This is a genomic window from Brevundimonas sp., from assembly GCF_041648615.1.
GTDB lineage: Bacteria > Pseudomonadota > Alphaproteobacteria > Caulobacterales > Caulobacteraceae > Brevundimonas.
In genome coordinates this window covers 1-15,652 of sequence record NZ_JBAZOS010000012.1, presented here as the reverse complement: position 1 = coordinate 15,652, position 15,652 = coordinate 1, and the positions used below count along the sequence as shown (strand labels likewise).

Here is a 15,652-nt window from a genome sequence, read left to right as displayed (position 1 = left end):
GGATTCAGGCGGCTTTCGCCATCCGCGCCTTGGTCAGGTCGTCATAGGCGATCAGGTCGGCGGCGAGGGCCTCGAACTGGTCCAGAGGCACCATGTTGGGCCCGTCCGACGGCGCATTGTTGGGGTCCTGGTGCGTCTCCATGAACACCGCATCGACGCCCACGGCCACGGCGGCCCGCGCCAGCACCGGCACGAACTCGCGCTGCCCGCCCGACGACGTCCCCTGCCCGCCCGGCTGCTGCACGCTGTGCGTCGCGTCGAACACCACCGGACAGCCGATCTCGCGCAGGATCGGCAGCGACCTCATGTCCGAGACCAGGGTGTTGTAGCCGAAGCTGGCGCCCCGCTCGCAGGCCATGACGTTGGGATTGCCCGCGCCGACGACCTTGGCGATGACGTTCTTCATGTCCCAGGGCGCGAGGAACTGGCCCTTCTTGATATTGATGACCTTGCCCGTCACCGCGGCGGCCAGCAGCAGGTCGGTCTGGCGGCAGAGGAAGGCCGGGATCTGCAGCACGTCCACGGCCTGGGCGGCGATGCGGCAATGCTCTTCCGTGTGCACGTCGGTCAGCACCGGCAGGCCCGTGACCTCGCGGATCTCGGCGAAGATCGGCAGCGAGCCCTCCAGGCCGAAGCCGCGCGCGGCGCTGGCCGAGGTCCGGTTCGCCTTGTCGAAACTGGTCTTGTAGATGACGCCGACGTTCAGCCGCTCGCCGATCTCCTTCAGCGCATGGGCCATTTCCAGCGCGTGCTGGCGGCTCTCCAGCTGGCACGGCCCGGCGATGAAGACGATCCGCTGACCGCCGCCGATGCTGACGGGGCGCTTCAGGCCTTGCGTGATGTCGATGACGGCGTTGGGCTTGGACAAGACAGGCTTCCCGGATTTGCGGCTTGGCGACGCGCGGTCGATGCCGCACTCATGCGGCGATCAGGTGGCGTCGGACGTTGAGGTTCGCAAGCTATCACGGAGCCCGCACGCATGACCACCGAGGCCGAAGACCGACCCGTCATCCTGTGGTTCCGCCAGGACCTGCGGCTGGCCGACAATCCGGCCCTGACCCATGCCGCCGCGACCGGACGACCGGTCATCCCCGTCTACATCCTCGACCCGGGCTCCACGGTCCGGCCGATGGGCGCCGCGTCCCTGTGGTGGCTCGACAAGTCGCTGCGCGCCCTCGACGCGTCGCTGCGGGAGCGCGGCTCGCGCCTGATCCTCCGCCGCGGCGACAGCGAAGCCGAACTGCGGCGCCTGATCGAGGACACCGGCGCCGGCGCCGTGTTCATGAACCGGCTGTTCGAGCCCGACGCCTTCGCCCGCGACGCCGACATCGCCCACGGCCTTCAGACCGAAGGCGTCGACTGCAAGGGCTGGAACGCCGCCCTGCTGCGCGCGCCCGGCGGCGTCCTGAACGGCGCGGGCCAGCCCTACAAGGTCTTCACTCCCTTCCTGAAGGCCCTGCTCGCTGCGGCCGAGGCCCCGCCGCCCACCGCCGGCCCGCAAGCCCTGTCGACGCCGGCCGGCCTGGCCTCCGACGCCATCGAGGCCTGGGCCCTGCATCCGACCCGGCCCGATTGGTCCGGCGGCTTCGACTGGACGCCTGGCGAGGCCGGCGCCGACGCCGCCCTGTCGACCTTCGTCGCCAGGGGCCTGAAGTCCTACTCCGTCGGCCGCGACCGGCCCGCCGAGCCCGCCACCAGCCGCCTCTCCCCCCACCTGCATTTCGGCGAGATCAGCCCCTGGCGCGCCCTCCACGCCGCCCGCGACGCCGTCGCCGAAGGCCGCGTTCCCGCCGCAGAGGCGGAAAAGTTCGTCGCCGAAATCGGCTGGCGCGACTTCTCCGCCCACCTGCTGCACGCCTTCCCGCAGATGACGGCTGCGGCCTTCCGCCCCGAATATGACGCCATGCCCTGGCGCGAGGACCCCGCCGGCCTCTCGGCCTGGAAACGCGGCCGCACCGGCTATCCGGTCGTGGACGCCGGCATGCGCGAGCTCTGGACGACCGGTTTCATGCACAACCGGGTGCGGATGATCGTCGCCTCCTTCCTGATCAAACACCTGCTGATCGACTGGCGCGAGGGCGAACGCTGGTTCCACGACACCCTTGTGGACGCCGACCTCGCCTCCAATGTTCAGAATTGGCAGTGGGTCGCTGGATCCGGAGCCGATGCTTCACCGTACTTCCGAATCTTCAATCCGGTCATACAGGGGCAGAAATTCGATGCAGACGGCCGTTACGTTCGCCGCTGGGTTCCAGAACTCGGCCGCCTGCCGGATCGCTGGCTCCATGCACCCTGGACCGCGCCGCCCGAGGTCCTCGCCTCGGCCGGCCTGCGCCTCGGCCGCGACTATCCCCGCCCCCTCGTCGACCACGCAGAGGCTCGCGCCCGCGCGCTCGACGCCCTCAAACACGTTGTCGCCGGCCGGGACGTCGAGGGGGATTGACGCCCGTCCGTCCTCCGTCGGACAGTCACGCCCATGACGTCGGTCACCGCCGAGCGCATCCAGACCGCCGCCCGCACCCCGCGCGGGTTCGCCCTCCTGCTTCGCCTGCTGGCCTCGAACTGGACCTTCGGCCGGCTGACCGTCCTTCTGCCCAACGGTGAAATTCATCAGCTGGACGGCCCCCGCCCCGGCCCGACCGCGGTCTTCGACATCAAGGATTACCGCTTCGCCCGCCGCGTGCTCGCCTCCGGCGATATCGGGTTCGCCGAGGGCTATATGGCCGGCGAATGGGAAAGCCCGCAGCTGGCGGCCCTGCTGGAGTCCTTCGCCCACAACTATGACCACATCCAGCGGCTGGCCGACGGCAATCCGCTGATGCGCGCGGTCAACTGGCTGTCGCACAAGCGCCGCCGCAACAGCCGCTCCGGGTCGAGGAAGAACATCCACGCCCACTACGATCTGGGCAACGCCTTCTACGGCTCCTGGCTGGACGCCTCGATGACCTATTCGTCGGCGCGGTTCACCCGGCCGGGCATGGCGCTGGACGCCGCCCAGCGCGAGAAATACGCTTCCCTCGCCCGACTGATGGACCTTCAGTCCGGTCAGTCGGTGCTGGAGATCGGTTGCGGCTGGGGCGGTTTCGCCGAGTTCGCGGCGAAGGATATCGGCGCCCGGGTGACCGGCGTCACCATCTCGCAGGAGCAGTTCGACTTCGCCCGCCAGCGCATGTTCAACGCCGGCCTGACCGAACGGGTCGACATCCAGCTGATCGACTATCGCGACGTCCAGGGCCGGTTCGACCGGGTCGCCTCGATCGAGATGTTCGAGGCGGTGGGCCAGGAATACTGGCCGGCCTATTTCGGCAAGATCCACGACGTGCTCGAGCCCGGCGGCAAGGCCGGCCTTCAGATCATCACCATCGATGACGCCCTGTTCAGCGGCTACAACAAGCGCACCGACTTCATTCAGAAATACATCTTCCCGGGCGGCATGCTGCCCTCCGAAGAGGCGCTGAAGCCCGTCATCGACCGCGCCGGGCTGGACTGGCGAAACGTGGAGCGTTTCGGCCAGGACTATGCCGACACCCTCAAACTCTGGGACGAACGGTTCCAGACGGCCTGGGGCGACATCCGCCGCATGGGCGGCTTCGACGAGCGGTTCCGGCGGCTGTGGCGCTTCTATCTGGCCTATTGCGAGGCCGGTTTCCGGTCGGCCCGGACCGACGTGATACAGCTGGTCCTCGCGCGCGGCTGATCGCGCGCCGGACTCTGACATGACCGCTCTTTCGCCCCTGATTACCACCGCAGAGCTGGCCCCGCGTCTGGGCGATCCCGGTCTGCGGATCCTTGACGCCAGCTGGCATCTGGACGGACGCGACGCACGGCCGGATTTCGAGGCGGCCCGCCTTCCGGGCGCGGTTTTCTTCGACCTCGACGCCAGTTCCGATCCGGACAGCCCCCTGCCCCACATGCTGCCCGCGGCGCCCGCCTTCGCCGCGCGCATGGGCGCCCTCGGGATTTCGGATCAGGACACCATCGTCGTCTACGACACGGTCGGCATCCGCTCGTCCGCCCGCGCCTGGTGGATGTTCCGCGTCATGGGGGCGGACAATGTCCGCGTGCTGGACGGCGGCCTGCCGAAATGGCTGGCCGAGGGCCGTCCGGTCGAGAGCGGGCCGCCCGCCGCCGCGATCCCGACCGTGTTCTCGCCCCGCCTCGACGCCCGGGTCGTCGCCCAGGTCGTCGCCGGCCTCGCCGAGGTTCGCGCCGCGCTTGAGGCGGGAGATCAGGTCCTCGACGCCCGCTCCGCCGGCCGCTTCCAGGGCCGCGAGCCTGAACCCCGCGCCGGCTTGCGGTCCGGTCATATGCCCGGCGCGCTGAACCTGCCCTTCCCGGCCCTGCTGAACGCCGACGGCACGATGAAACAGGGTCCGGCGCTGGAACAGGCCTTCCGGGACGCGGGCGTCGACCTGGACCGCCCCGCGATCACCACATGCGGCTCTGGCGTCACCGCCGCCATCCTCAGCCTCGGCCTGGCCGTTCTGGGCCGACCGTCGCGCCTTTACGACGGCAGCTGGGCCGAATGGGGCGGCCGGTCCGACACCCCGGTGACCGCCCCCTGAAAGAACCAGTCAGGCCGGCGGCGCGACCGGCTCCGGTCCGGCCACATCGGCGGGCACGTCTTCTTCTCCTCGCGACACCACGGTCGCGGCGACCAGATCGCCGGTGACGTTCAGCGTGGTCCGGCACATATCGAGGAAGCGGTCGACGCCCAGGATCAGGCCGATGCCCTCGGCCGGCACCCCGACCATGGTCAGGATCAGGGCGATGACCGGCAGCGACCCGGCCGGCACGCCCGCCGTGCCGATGCCGCCGAGGATGCAGACCAGCATCACCACCAGCTGCTGCTGCAGGTTCAGGTCGACCCCGAAGAACTGGGCCAGGAACAGCACCGTGACCCCTTCGAACAGGGCCGTGCCGTTCTGGTTGGCGGTGGCCCCGACGGTCAGCACGAAGCGCGAGATGCGGCGCGGCAGCTTCAGCTTCTCTTCCGCCGCCTTGATGGCGATGGGCAGGGTGGCGTTGGACGAGGCGGTCGAGAAGGCCACCACGAACGGCTCGCGCACCCCGTTGGCGAATTTCAGCGGGTTCATGCCGCCGAAGATCCAGACCAGCAGCGGATAGACGATGAACATGTGGATCGCCATCGCCCCGACGGCGACGCCGACATAGGCGCCCAGCCGCTCCAGCAGCTCCCAGCCGAACACGGCCGACAGGTTGAACATCAGGGCCGCGATGGCGATGGGCGCCAGTTTGATGACCAGATTGATCAGCTTCATCATGACTTCCAGAAGGCCTTGCAGGGCGTTCTGGAGCGCGTCGGTGGCGGGGCTCCTGGCCATGACCATGCCGATGCCGAACATCAGGGCGAAGATCATCACCGGCAGAATCTGGTTCTCGGCCGCCGCGGTGAAGACGTTGGACGGGATCATTTCGAGGAAGAACTGGCCCGCCTCTATGCTCTTCGGCGCATTGCCGACGATCGCGGACGCGCCCGCGGCGCCCTGGGCCAGCAGCTGCTGGGCCAGGACCGGATCGACCCCGTCGCCGGGGCGGAAATAGTTGACCATGCCCAGGCCGATGCCGACCGCGATCGCCGACACCAGGACGGTGAACAGAAGCGTCTTGAATCCGACGCGGCCCAGGGACTTCAGGTCGCCCATCTCGGCCACCCCGACCGCCAGAGCCGCGAACAGCAGCGGGAGGACCAGCATGAACAGCAGACGAAGGAATATCTGACCGACCGCCTGGATGATTTCCATGACCCAGGGCAAGACCACCAGATCGTTCTGGTTGACATACAGCCCGCCGCCCAGGCCGACCGCAAAGCCAAGCAGCATCCACAGATAGAGCGGCACGCCGCCCTTTTTCGTCGTTTCCATGCGTCCCCCCGGCTCGCGGCCGATGTCGTTATCTGATGGGCAGGGCGTAGATCAGGCCGCCCGGCGTTGCATTCCATTGTGCGTTAAGCCCGCGCGTCAGGTCGAGCGATGAATCCGCCCCGACATTGCGGGCGAAGATTTCCCCATAGTTTCCCTCGGCTTTGATCGCCGACTTCGCCCAGTCCTTGCGCAGACCGATCATGGATCCGAAATCGCCCTCGACGCCCAGCAGGCGCCGGACCTGGGGATCGCGCGAATCCTCGGCCTGCTGATCGACGTTGTCCTGCGTCACGCCCACCTCCTCGGCCATGATCACCGCGTTCAGCGTCCAGCGCACGATGGAGGTCCACGCCTCGTCGCCGCGCTTGACCGCCGGCCCGAGCGGCTCCTTTGAGATGACGTCGGGCAGAATGGCGTGCTGTTCGGGGTTCGACAGGGTGGTGCGCGCCGCCGCCAACGCCGAAATGTCCGCGCTGAAGGCGTCGCAGTCCTCGCGCCCGTAGGCCGCGCGGGCGGCCTCCTCATTGGCGGTGACGACGGGCGTATATTCCAGGCCGCGCGACCGGAACCAGTCGGATACGTTCAGCTCCGAGGTCGAGCCTCGCTGTACGCAGATGCGCGCGCCGTTCAGCTCGGTGGCGCTGGCCAGGTCGAGCGACCGCCGCACCAGGAAGCCCTGACCGTCGTAATAGTTGATCCCGGCGAAACGGACGCCCTCCCTGGCTTCCCGCGACAGGGTCCAGGAGGTCGAGCGCCACAGCACGTCGACCCGTCCGCTGCGCAGCGCCTCGAACCTCTGGCTGCTGACGAGCGGCACGAAGCGCACGGCGTTCGCATCCCCCAGAACCGCCGCCGCCAGGGCGCGGCAGAAGTCGGCGTCGAAGCCCCGCCACTGTCCCCGGTTGTCCGTATAGGCGAAGCCGACCAGCCCCTCATGCACGCCGCAGTTCAGCCGTCCGCGCCGCTTGATGGCGGCCAGGGTCGGACTGGCGAAGGCGGGCGCGGCGGTGGCGGTCTCCGAGCCGGCGGCATCGCCCGCGCTCCCGCCCGCTTCGCGTTCGCCGCGTCCGCAGGCGGCCAGCGTCAGGGCCGCCGCCGCGATCGTCGCGGCCGCCGTCCACCGTCCCGTCGCACCTGCCTTCATGCCGCCTCGCCGAAGTCTGTCAGACCTTGCGCCCCGCCTCGCTTTAGAGGCTTTTGCAGACCGAACCGCAAGTCTTGCCACGGCCCCCATGTCCGACCGCAGCGACCGCACCCGACTGATCGCCTCCGCCACCCGGCGCGGCCGTGGCCGCCGCGGCGTCGCCCCGCCGGTCGAGCGGGCCTCCACCCTGCTTAACGACACACCCGCGGCCATGCGCGATGGCGCGCTCGGCCCCGTCTACGGCATCGAGGACCTGAGCGCGGCCCGCGAACTGCGCGCCGCCCTCGCGGAGCTCGAGGATGCGGCGGCCGCCTTCCTCGTCCCCTCCGGCCTCGCCGCCGTCACCGTGCCCCTGACCGCCCTGCTCCGCCCCGGCGACGAGGTCGTGACCAGCGACGCCCTCTACGGCCCCAGTCGCCGCTTCCTGACCCGGCACATGAAGGCGCGCGGCGTGACCACGGTGTTCCACACGCCGGACGCCTCGACCGACGACATCCTCGCCCGGCTGGGCGACCGCACCCGCGTCCTGCTGATCGAGTCGCCCGCCTCCCTGACCTTCGAGATGCTGGACGTTCCCGCCCTCGCCGCCGCCTGCCGCGCCCGCGGAATCCGCACCGTCATGGACAACACCTGGGCCGCGGGCCTCGCCTTCCGCCCGCTCGCGCACGGCGTCGACGTCAGCGTCCAGGCCGTGACCAAATACGTCGGCGGCCATTCCGACCTGCTGATGGGCTCCATCGCCCTCGCCGACGCCCAGGTCGGCCGCGCCGTTTTCGAAACGATCGAGGATCTCGGCTGGCGGGTCTCCGCCGACGAGGCCTGGCTGGCCCTGCGCGGCGCCCGCACCCTGCCCCTGCGCTACGAGGAACAGGCCCGGTCGGCCGCCCTCGTGGCGACCTGGCTCCAGGCCCGCCCCGAGGTCGCGCGCATCCTCTGGCCCGCCCTGCCGGGCTCGGTCGGTCACGACCTCTGGCGCCGCGACTACACCGGCGCCGCCTCCCTGTTCGGGGTCGTCATGCAGGGGGGCGACGAGGCCGCCGCCCACGCCCTGATGTCGGCGCTCGAACTGTTCGGCCTCGGCTATTCCTGGGGCGGGTTCGAAAGCCTGATCACCCACGAGACCGGCCAGCTCGCCTTCCGCGACACACCCCCCGTTCTGGCGGGCCAGCTGTTGCGCCTCCATATCGGCCTCGAGGCGCCCGCCGATCTCATCGCCGACCTCGAAGCCGGCCTCGCCGCCTGGCGGATCGCTAACCGCTGAGTTTCGCCCGGGCCGCCCTGAGCTTCGCCCGCAGCGCATCCGCCGTCTTCGCCTGCCGTTTCGCCAGCGCCGCCGCCTCTTGCTCCAGCCCGGTCCGCCGCGCCTCCAGCGCCTGCGTCTCCTCCGCCCGGGCCGCGTCCAGTTCCGCCAGCTCGCCCTCCAGCGCCTCGACCCGCGCCTGATCCTTCGCGCTCGGCCCGCGCGGCTTCGGCGGTTTCGGAACCCGGGTCTTCTCCACCCTGCCGATGTCGACGGAAAGCCCCCGTTCGATCAGTTCGCCCGGCGCCTGCAGCGCGGCCTCCCGGTCCGGGCCCTCCGCCGCCTCCACCGCCGAACCGTCCTTGAACAGGTCCCGCTTGACGCCCCAGGCTTCCAGGGCCCTGGCCCGCGACGTCGCCGCCACGGTCCACGAATGGAAGCCGTCGGAATATGAGAAGACCTTCAGTGCGCGCGCCATGCGTTCTCAACGGTCAAGCTGCGCCGCGGTTCAGTCCAGCACGATCCAGGTCGGCGCATGGTCGCTGGCCCGGTCCTGCCCCCGCACCTCCCGGTCCACCCCCGCGTCGCTCAGCCGCCCGGCCACGGAGGGGCTCAGCAGCAGGTGGTCGATCCGCAGCCCGGCGTCCCGCTCCCACGCCTGGCGAAAATACTGCCAGAAGGTCCACGGGGGCGGATCGTGCGGGAACCGCTCCCGCAGCGCGTCCGTCCAGCCCTGCGCCAGCAGCCGCGCCCAGGCCGCGCGGCTCTCCGGCTGAAGCAGGGCGTTCTTCTTCCACGAGCGGCTGTTGTAGATGTCCGCCTCGGTCGGCACGACATTGTAGTCCCCCGCCAGCACCGTCGGCGCCCCGCTGGCCAGCAGACCCTCCGCATGGGCGATCAGCCGCTCGAACCAGGCCAGCTTGTAGTCGAACTTCGGTCCCGGCTGCGGATTGCCGTTGGGCAGATACAGGCAGCCGATCAGCACGCCGTCCACCGCCGCCTCGATATAGCGGCTCTGGTCGTCGCCATCGTCGCCGGGCAGGCCGCGTCGCGTCACCATCGGCTCGCCGCCCCGCGACAGGATCGCCACCCCGTTCCAGCGAGGCTCGCCCTTCCACACGGCGTGATAGCCGGCGTCGCGGATGGCCGCCGCGGGGAACTGCGCGTCGGTCGCCTTCAGCTCCTGCAGACAGGCCACGTCCGGCCGCGTTTCATCCAGCCACGCCAGCAGGTTCGGCAGCCGCGTATTGACGCCGTTGATGTTGAAGGTCGCGATCCGCATCGCCCCTCAATGCACGGGCGACGGCGCGGTTCAGGTTCGGCGGACTCAGGGATGGCGCGCCCAGCAGGACTCGAACCTGCAACATCCCGCTTAGAAGGCGGGTGCTCTATCCGGTTGAGCTATGGGCGCCCGACGGCTCACTAGCGCGAAGCGTGGTGGCCGAACAACAGCGCGGCTCAAGTAGCGCGAAGCGCGGTAGCCGCAACAAGGTTCAGTGCGTCCACGGCACCTTGCGATAGGTGGCGAAATTGTCGGCATAGGCCTTGAGGATCACCGGCGGGTCCTGCGGCTCGTGCAGTCTGAACGGAATCCCGTGCCGCTCGGCATAGGCCACCGCCTCCTCGGCCGTATCGAAGGTCAGGCGCACCTGGCCGTTCATGTCGGACGAACTGGTCCAGCCCATCAGCGGATCGATCGTCCTCGCCGACGCCGGTTCGAACTCCAGCCGCCAGTCCATCGTCTTGGCCTTGCCCGACTGCATCGCGGTCTTGGCGGGGCGGTAGATGCGGGCGAGCATGGCGGTTCTCATCTGGCGAGGCGACGACGCCTCATACAATGCGCTCAAGCAGCGAGCGACCGCGTCGCGAGCGATAGCGCCTCTAGAATATTGGTCGGAGTGAGAGGATTCGAACCTCCGACCCTCTGGTCCCAAACCAGATGCGCTACCAGGCTGCGCTACACTCCGGCGGCGGGATTTGACACACTCGACGCCGCGCCGCAACGCGCCCGGTCTGCTTATTCTGCGAAGAAGGGGTGGCGCACCCTGTCGCCGGCCCTGGCTCCGATCTCATCGGCCCGCCCGGCCCGCAGTTCCAGCACTCCGCTGGCCGGCCCGTTCGACGGAATGACCGTGTCCGACTGCGGTGTGGCGTTCTTCGCGATCGAGACGATCCGCCCGCGCGGGTCGATATAGATGATGTCCAGCGGACTGGGCGTATTGCGCATCCAGAAGCCGCGCTCGGCCACGTCGGGGAACTGGAACAGCATGCCGCGGTCGTCGGCCAGCGGATCGCGGAACATCAGTCCGCGCTGACGCTCGGCCTCGTCGTCCGCGATCTCGACCATGAAGCGGTGTTCGCCGCTGGCCGTGGTGATGGTCAGGGCTTCCAGCGGATTGCCATTCGCGTCCTTGGGCGTCCCCGCGCCGGCGCAGGCGGCCAGCAACACGGCGGTGGACAGGACGGCCAGTATTCCACGACGTAGCATCACGCATCCACCCTCATCGGGGCGGATGGATCATCCGCCCGGCCTGATTTCCGCGACCACCAGCCCCTTGGGGCCTTCGGCGAACCGCACCGCGACCGTTTCGCCGGGCAGGAGATCATCCAGGCCGCAGCGGCGCAACGTCTCGACATGGACGAAGATATCGCCCGGCGCGCCTTCGCGCACCACGAATCCGTAGCCCTTGGTGCGATTGAACCATTTTACGACGGCCATCTCCAACGGAGCGCCTCCGGACGCGCCCTCGGCGACCCGCGACGCTTCCTGCTGCCTCAGGCCCTCATAGCCGCTGCGCCGGGGCGCCGGGGCCAGATCGGGATCGCCCTCGCCCAGGTCATGCACCTCGGTGACCTGCCAGCCCTTGGGGCGCCGGGCGGCGTCGCAGGTAATCGGCGCGCCTTCCGGCGCCGTATCCCGCCCGCTGTCGCGCAGGCTGGAGATGTGCAGCAACACATCCTTCATGTCGGTCAGGCTGGGATCGTCAGGCACGATAAAGCCGTATCCCTTGCCGGGATCGAACCACTTCACCCGCCCCGCGATACGCACCGCGGCGGCAATCGTCCCAACGCCCTCGTAGTCAGACACAGCCTTCCCCCTGCCCGCGACCCTTGCGGACGGCGCTTATTTAACACGGTTCTGTGAAGGCCGGAAAAGTAAAAAACCCCGGTTTCCCGCCGGAGTTGCCTTTTCCCTGTCAGACCGGGCTTTCCGGCGGGTCCAGAACGGCGCGAATTTTCCGCGTCAGGTCCAGGCTGCGATAGGGTTTGCCGATCAATTCCAGCCCGTCCCGGTTCTCGGCGCGATCGCCCCAGCCGGTTGTCAGCAGCACCGGCGTCCCGGGCCGCAGCCGGCGCACCTCGGCGGCCAGGGCCACCCCGTCCATCTCGCCCGGCATGATGATGTCGGTGAACAACAGGTCGAACGCCAGGCCTTCCCGGACCAGCGCCAAAGCCTCATCGGCGTCGCCGGCCTGATGAACCGCGAATCCGGCCTCCTCCAGCAGGGTCGCGCCCATCAGCCGGACCTCGGCGTTATCCTCAACCATCAATATGGCCTCGAGTCCGCCGCCCGGAGGCGGATCGCGGGGCGGCGTCGAGGTCGGATTTTCGGACATCTGGATCAACCGGCTTCCCTCGCCCGACCGCCGGACGCGACGTTCCAACGCACCAGACCATGAAAGGCCCGGCGCCGCGACGGGTCGACAGCGAAAAAGGGGAAGGCTCCGCGCTGGCAGTCCCTAGGGGAGTCGAACCCCTCTTTTCAGGTTGAAAACCTGACGTCCTAACCGATAGACGAAGGGACCGCTGCGCGGAGAGCGGGCGATATAGCCGCCGATTCCGGGGCGTGCAACCCCTTCACCGCCCATTTGCATCGCCTTCACACCATCCGCGGATCGGCCACGTCCTCGATCTCGAATTGCACGCCCTTGCGGCCGTTCCAGTCGTCGGCCTTCAGCCGCCCGACCACGCTCAGCCCGCCCTGCCCGGCCAGCAGCGACTGCCCCCCCGGCAGGTCGGCGCAGCGCCAGGCGATGGCCTTGACCGAGGCCCCGTCGGCCCCGACCAGGCGGCAGCGGACATGGCCGCCGTTCATGGCCACGGCGTCACGCACCGCCACATGCTCCAGGGCGAACAACGGCTCGGGATTGGCCGGTCCGAACGGCGCCAGCTGCTCGAACTGTTCGAACAGGGCCCGCGTCGCCGCGCCCGGATCGATCAGGGCGTCGATCTCGACCAGGTCCAGCGCATCCGCCGCCGCCTGCTCGCCCGCCATTCGCTCATTGAGAAAGTCCCGCAGCCGGCCGATGTCGGCGGCCCGCACCGTCAGCCCGGCCGCCATGGCGTGCCCGCCCCCGGCCATCAGCACGCCGGTCTCCCAGGCGGCCTGCACGGCCTTGCCCAGGTTCATGCCCGGCTGCGACCGGCCCGAGCCCTTGCCCACGCCGTTGACCGCATCGACGCCGATCACCACCACCGGCTTGCGCCAGCGCTCGCGCAGCCGCCCGGCCACGATGCCGACCACGCCCGGATGCCAGTCATCGCCCTCGATCACCACCACGGCCGAGCCGTCGGCATGGGCGCCGGTCGCCTCGACCATCCGCGTGGCCTGATCCGTCACCTGCCGCTCGACCTCGCGGCGGGCGATGTTGAGGGCGTCCAGCTCCTGCGCCAGCGCCGCCGCCTCGGCGGGATCGTCCGTCGACAGCAGGCGCGCGCCGAGGTCCGACCTGCCGATCCGCCCGCCCGCATTGATCCGCGGCCCGAGGATGAAGCCCGCATGGTTCGACTTGGCCGGCCCCGGCTCGACCCCGGCCGCCGCCAGCAGCGCCCGCAGGCCCGGATTGCTCCACTCCGACATCCGCCGCAGCCCGAGGCTGGTCAGGGCCCGGTTGAAACCCGTCAGGCCGGTGACGTCGCAGATCGCCCCCATGGCCGCCAGATCCAGCCACTGGCGGATGTCCGGCTCCTTCACATCGGCGAACATGCCGCGCCGCCGCGCCTCGCGGTTCAGCGCCGCCAGCAGGACGAACACCACCCCCGCCGCCGCCAGATTGCCCTGCCCCGAGTTGCAGCCCGGCCGGTTCGGATTGACCACGGCGGCGCAGACCGGCGGATGCTCGCGCATCATGTGATGGTCGATGACCACGACCTTCAGTCCGATCGCCGCCGCATGGGCCACCGCCTCATTGGCCGCCGCGCCGCAGTCGACGGTGATGACCAGTTCGGCGCCCGAGGCCTTCAGCGTGTCGAAGGCCCGCGCGCTGGGGCCGTACCCCTCGGTCATCCGGTCCGGCACATAGATGGGCAGCTCCGCCCCCACGGCCCGGAACCAGCGCACCAGCAGGGCTGCGCTCGACGCTCCGTCGACGTCATAGTCGGCGAAGACATGGATGGGGACCTGCGCCTGCAGGGCGTCCAGAATCGCCTCGGCCGCCGCGTCCATGTCCATGAAACTGGACGGATCGGGGAACAGCGCCTTCAGCGTCGGCTGCAGGAAGTCCGCGCCCTGGTCGGCCCGCACGCCCCGCGCCGCCAGCGCCCGGGCCAGCGGCTCCTCCAGACCCAGGGTCTGCATATGGCTGCGGATCAGCCCGGCCTCGGCGGGCCTCTGCCGCCACGCCCGGCCGGACAGCGAGCGGGACACGCCCAGGAACGCGGACCCGAAGTCCGGGACCGCGCCCCCGTCGGCCATCAGAGGGGCCGGATGGTGCGGATGCGCTGGACCGTCCGCGTCGAGGAATCCATCACCAGCGTATGGGTCGAGACGAAGCCGCCGGCGACCTTGACCCCGTCCAGCATGGCGCCCTTGGTCACGCCCGTGGCGGCGAAGATGGCGTCCTTCGACACCAGCTCGTGCAGGTCGTATTTGCGGTCGAAATCGGTGACGCCCGTCTTGCGCGCCCGCTCCCGCTCGTCGTCGTTGCGGAAGATCAGCCGCCCCTGGAAATGGCCGCCGACGCATTTCAGCGCGCTGGCCGCCAGCACGCCTTCCGGCGCCCCGCCCGAGCCCAGATACAGGTCGATGCCCGTCTCGGGCTCGGCCGTGTGGATCACGCCGGCCACGTCGCCGTCGGTGATCAGCACCACCTTGGCCCCGACCTCGCGCAGGGCCGCGATCAACTCGGCGTGGCGCGGGCGGTCCATGACGCAGACGGTGATGTCGGACGGGCTCACCCCCTTGGCCGAGGCCAGCGAGCGGACATTGTCCTGGGGTTTCATGTCCAGATCGACCGTTCCCGGGGCGAAGCCCGGGCCGATGGCGATCTTGTCCATATAGGTGTCGGGCGCATGCAGCATGCCGCCGCCCGGCGACATCGACAGCACGCACAACGCATTGGCCATGGCCTTGGCCGTCAGGGTCGTGCCTTCCAGCGGATCGAGGGCGATGTCGATGGCCGGGCCCTTCCCGGTGCCGACCTTCTCGCCGATGTACAGCATCGGCGCCTCGTCGCGCTCGCCCTCGCCGATGACGATCTTGCCGTCGATATCCAGGGCGTTCAGCGCCGTGCGCATGGCGTCGACGGCCAGCTGGTCCGCCGCCTTCTCGTCGCCGCGGCCGATCTGGGCATAGCTGGCGATGGCGGCCAGCTCGGTCACCCGCGCGGCGTCGGCGGCAAGCGTGGAAGCATAGGGAGCCGAAGCGGCCATGGGCGTTCTCCTTGGACGATGATCCCCGGATTCTGCCGTCCGGGCGACTGTTCTATTGGGCGGGGCGGCGATCCACCGGCGGCGGGGCGCGACCGCGTTCGCGGGTGCGCCGGATGAATTCTTCCATCTCGGCCTGGGTCTCGGCCGTCACGGGTGCGACCGTGACCGCATTGAGCCGCGCCTGGACCTCGGCCGCGAAGACCGCGGGATCGCCCGTCTCCTGCCAGTCGATGCGCGAGACCTCGCCCGCCAGACCGCCGCCCGTCACCCGCAACGTATTGACCTGGGCCGCGATCGCGACGGGCTCCGGCACGGGCTCGGTCACCCTGGGGAAGTCGGCCCAGCGCGGGTATTCGCGATTCGCATCGACCAGCGCCTGAACCCGCGGCGCCACCGGCGAACTGGCGTCGGTCTCGGCGTTGAAGGCGCCGGCGCAGGCCGTCAGCCCCCCCGTCAGCAGGACCGCCGCCGTCATCGCTGCGATTTTCCGGATTGGTGCGTTCATATCAGGGGCGGTCATATGCCATGATCGCGGCAGGCGGAAGGGCGCGCGCGACCCTTGCGACCGATCCCGACGACCTCCGGAGCCCTCCCCATGGCCAAGCGTCCGACTTCTCCGCCCGCCCCCGCTCCGGAGACGACCGCCCCCCGTCCGCCGCGCAAGTCCGGCCGCCCGACCTCGGCCAAGCCGCCCCGGCCGCGCGCCGCCAAGGCCGCGCCGCCCGAACAGCC

The 15,652-nt window shown here is 69.8% G+C and carries 16 protein-coding genes and 3 tRNA genes; 4 read left to right on the top strand and 15 right to left on the bottom strand.

Translation table 11 applies throughout. From position 1 onward, the window contains the following. Positions 1-4 precede the first annotated feature (4 nt). Positions 5-868, bottom strand: coding sequence for a 3-deoxy-8-phosphooctulonate synthase (gene kdsA, locus WC555_RS06685; protein WP_373252339.1), 864 nt, complete (start codon positions 866-868; stop codon positions 5-7). Positions 869-979: 111 nt separating this feature from the next. Here kdsA and WC555_RS06680 point away from each other — a divergent pair, with 111 nt between their 5' ends. Genes WC555_RS06680 through WC555_RS06670 form a run of 3 tightly spaced genes read left to right on the top strand, consistent with a single transcriptional unit; the run spans position 980 to position 4,565 of the window. Further along, positions 980-2,443: a deoxyribodipyrimidine photo-lyase gene (locus WC555_RS06680; protein WP_373252337.1), complete on the top strand. Its 1,464-nt coding sequence runs from the start codon at positions 980-982 to the stop codon at positions 2,441-2,443. A gap of 33 nt (positions 2,444-2,476) precedes the next feature. Continuing rightward, a complete protein-coding gene (locus tag WC555_RS06675; RefSeq protein WP_373252335.1) occupies positions 2,477-3,697 on the top strand; it encodes a class I SAM-dependent methyltransferase in 1,221 nt (406 codons plus the stop codon). Positions 3,698-3,716: 19 nt separating this feature from the next. Further along, positions 3,717-4,565, top strand: coding sequence for a sulfurtransferase (locus WC555_RS06670; RefSeq protein ID WP_373252333.1), 849 nt, complete (start codon positions 3,717-3,719; stop codon positions 4,563-4,565). A gap of 9 nt (positions 4,566-4,574) precedes the next feature. On the opposite strand, the gene WC555_RS06665 is transcribed toward WC555_RS06670, so the two are convergent. Together WC555_RS06665 and WC555_RS06660 are read right to left on the bottom strand one after the other, a co-directional pair. Beyond that, positions 4,575-5,885, bottom strand: a complete 1,311-nt coding sequence (locus tag WC555_RS06665) for a dicarboxylate/amino acid:cation symporter (protein ID WP_373252331.1) — start codon at positions 5,883-5,885, stop codon at positions 4,575-4,577. Between the two features lie 28 nt (positions 5,886-5,913). Next, positions 5,914-7,029, bottom strand: a complete 1,116-nt coding sequence (locus WC555_RS06660; RefSeq protein ID WP_373252329.1) for an amino acid ABC transporter substrate-binding protein — start codon at positions 7,027-7,029, stop codon at positions 5,914-5,916. An 88-nt stretch (positions 7,030-7,117) separates the two neighbouring features. On the opposite strand from WC555_RS06660, the gene metC reads away from it, so the two are divergent. Further along, positions 7,118-8,290 (top strand): cystathionine beta-lyase, encoded by a 1,173-nt coding sequence (gene metC / locus WC555_RS06655; RefSeq protein ID WP_373252327.1) that lies wholly within the window; start codon positions 7,118-7,120, stop codon positions 8,288-8,290. Here the strand turns inward: metC and WC555_RS06650 are convergent. The 12 genes from WC555_RS06650 to WC555_RS06595 all read right to left on the bottom strand — a co-directional run bounded on the left by WC555_RS06650 (position 8,280) and on the right by WC555_RS06595 (position 15,395). Further along, the gene (locus tag WC555_RS06650) at positions 8,280-8,747 is read right to left on the bottom strand and encodes a hypothetical protein (protein ID WP_373252325.1); all 468 of its coding nucleotides are present in this window, start codon (positions 8,745-8,747) and stop codon (positions 8,280-8,282) included. The genes metC and WC555_RS06650 overlap by 11 nt on opposite strands. Before the next feature lie 30 nt (positions 8,748-8,777). Beyond that, on the bottom strand, positions 8,778-9,551 hold the full coding sequence (locus WC555_RS06645) for an exodeoxyribonuclease III (RefSeq protein WP_373252324.1): 774 nt from the start codon (positions 9,549-9,551) through the stop codon (positions 8,778-8,780). Between the two features lie 52 nt (positions 9,552-9,603). Next, positions 9,604-9,680, bottom strand: a tRNA-Arg gene (locus WC555_RS06640). Positions 9,681-9,762: 82 nt separating this feature from the next. Next, positions 9,763-10,068: an ETC complex I subunit gene (locus WC555_RS06635; protein WP_373252322.1), complete on the bottom strand. Its 306-nt coding sequence runs from the start codon at positions 10,066-10,068 to the stop codon at positions 9,763-9,765. Positions 10,069-10,159: 91 nt separating this feature from the next. Beyond that, a tRNA-Pro gene (locus tag WC555_RS06630) sits at positions 10,160-10,236 on the bottom strand. A 50-nt stretch (positions 10,237-10,286) separates the two neighbouring features. After that, complete coding sequence (locus WC555_RS06625) at positions 10,287-10,757, bottom strand: DUF192 domain-containing protein (protein WP_373252320.1); 471 nt, start codon at positions 10,755-10,757, stop codon at positions 10,287-10,289. A 30-nt stretch (positions 10,758-10,787) separates the two neighbouring features. Further along, entirely contained in the window at positions 10,788-11,357 is a 570-nt protein-coding gene (locus WC555_RS06620; RefSeq protein WP_373252319.1) for a cold-shock protein, read from the bottom strand. 109 nt (positions 11,358-11,466) lie between these two features. Continuing rightward, complete coding sequence (locus WC555_RS06615) at positions 11,467-11,886, bottom strand: response regulator (RefSeq protein WP_373252317.1); 420 nt, start codon at positions 11,884-11,886, stop codon at positions 11,467-11,469. 114 nt (positions 11,887-12,000) lie between these two features. Then, positions 12,001-12,075: transfer RNA gene (locus WC555_RS06610), tRNA-Glu, on the bottom strand. Between the two features lie 74 nt (positions 12,076-12,149). Continuing rightward, on the bottom strand, positions 12,150-13,964 hold the full coding sequence (gene recJ / locus WC555_RS06605; RefSeq protein ID WP_373252315.1) for a single-stranded-DNA-specific exonuclease RecJ: 1,815 nt from the start codon (positions 13,962-13,964) through the stop codon (positions 12,150-12,152). Next, positions 13,964-14,920, bottom strand: a complete 957-nt coding sequence (glpX, locus tag WC555_RS06600) for a class II fructose-bisphosphatase (RefSeq protein ID WP_373252313.1) — start codon at positions 14,918-14,920, stop codon at positions 13,964-13,966. The genes recJ and glpX overlap by 1 nt, the downstream gene beginning before the upstream one ends. 52 nt (positions 14,921-14,972) lie before the next feature. Continuing rightward, positions 14,973-15,395, bottom strand: a complete 423-nt coding sequence (locus WC555_RS06595; protein WP_373252312.1) for a hypothetical protein — start codon at positions 15,393-15,395, stop codon at positions 14,973-14,975. Positions 15,396-15,652 lie beyond the last annotated feature (257 nt).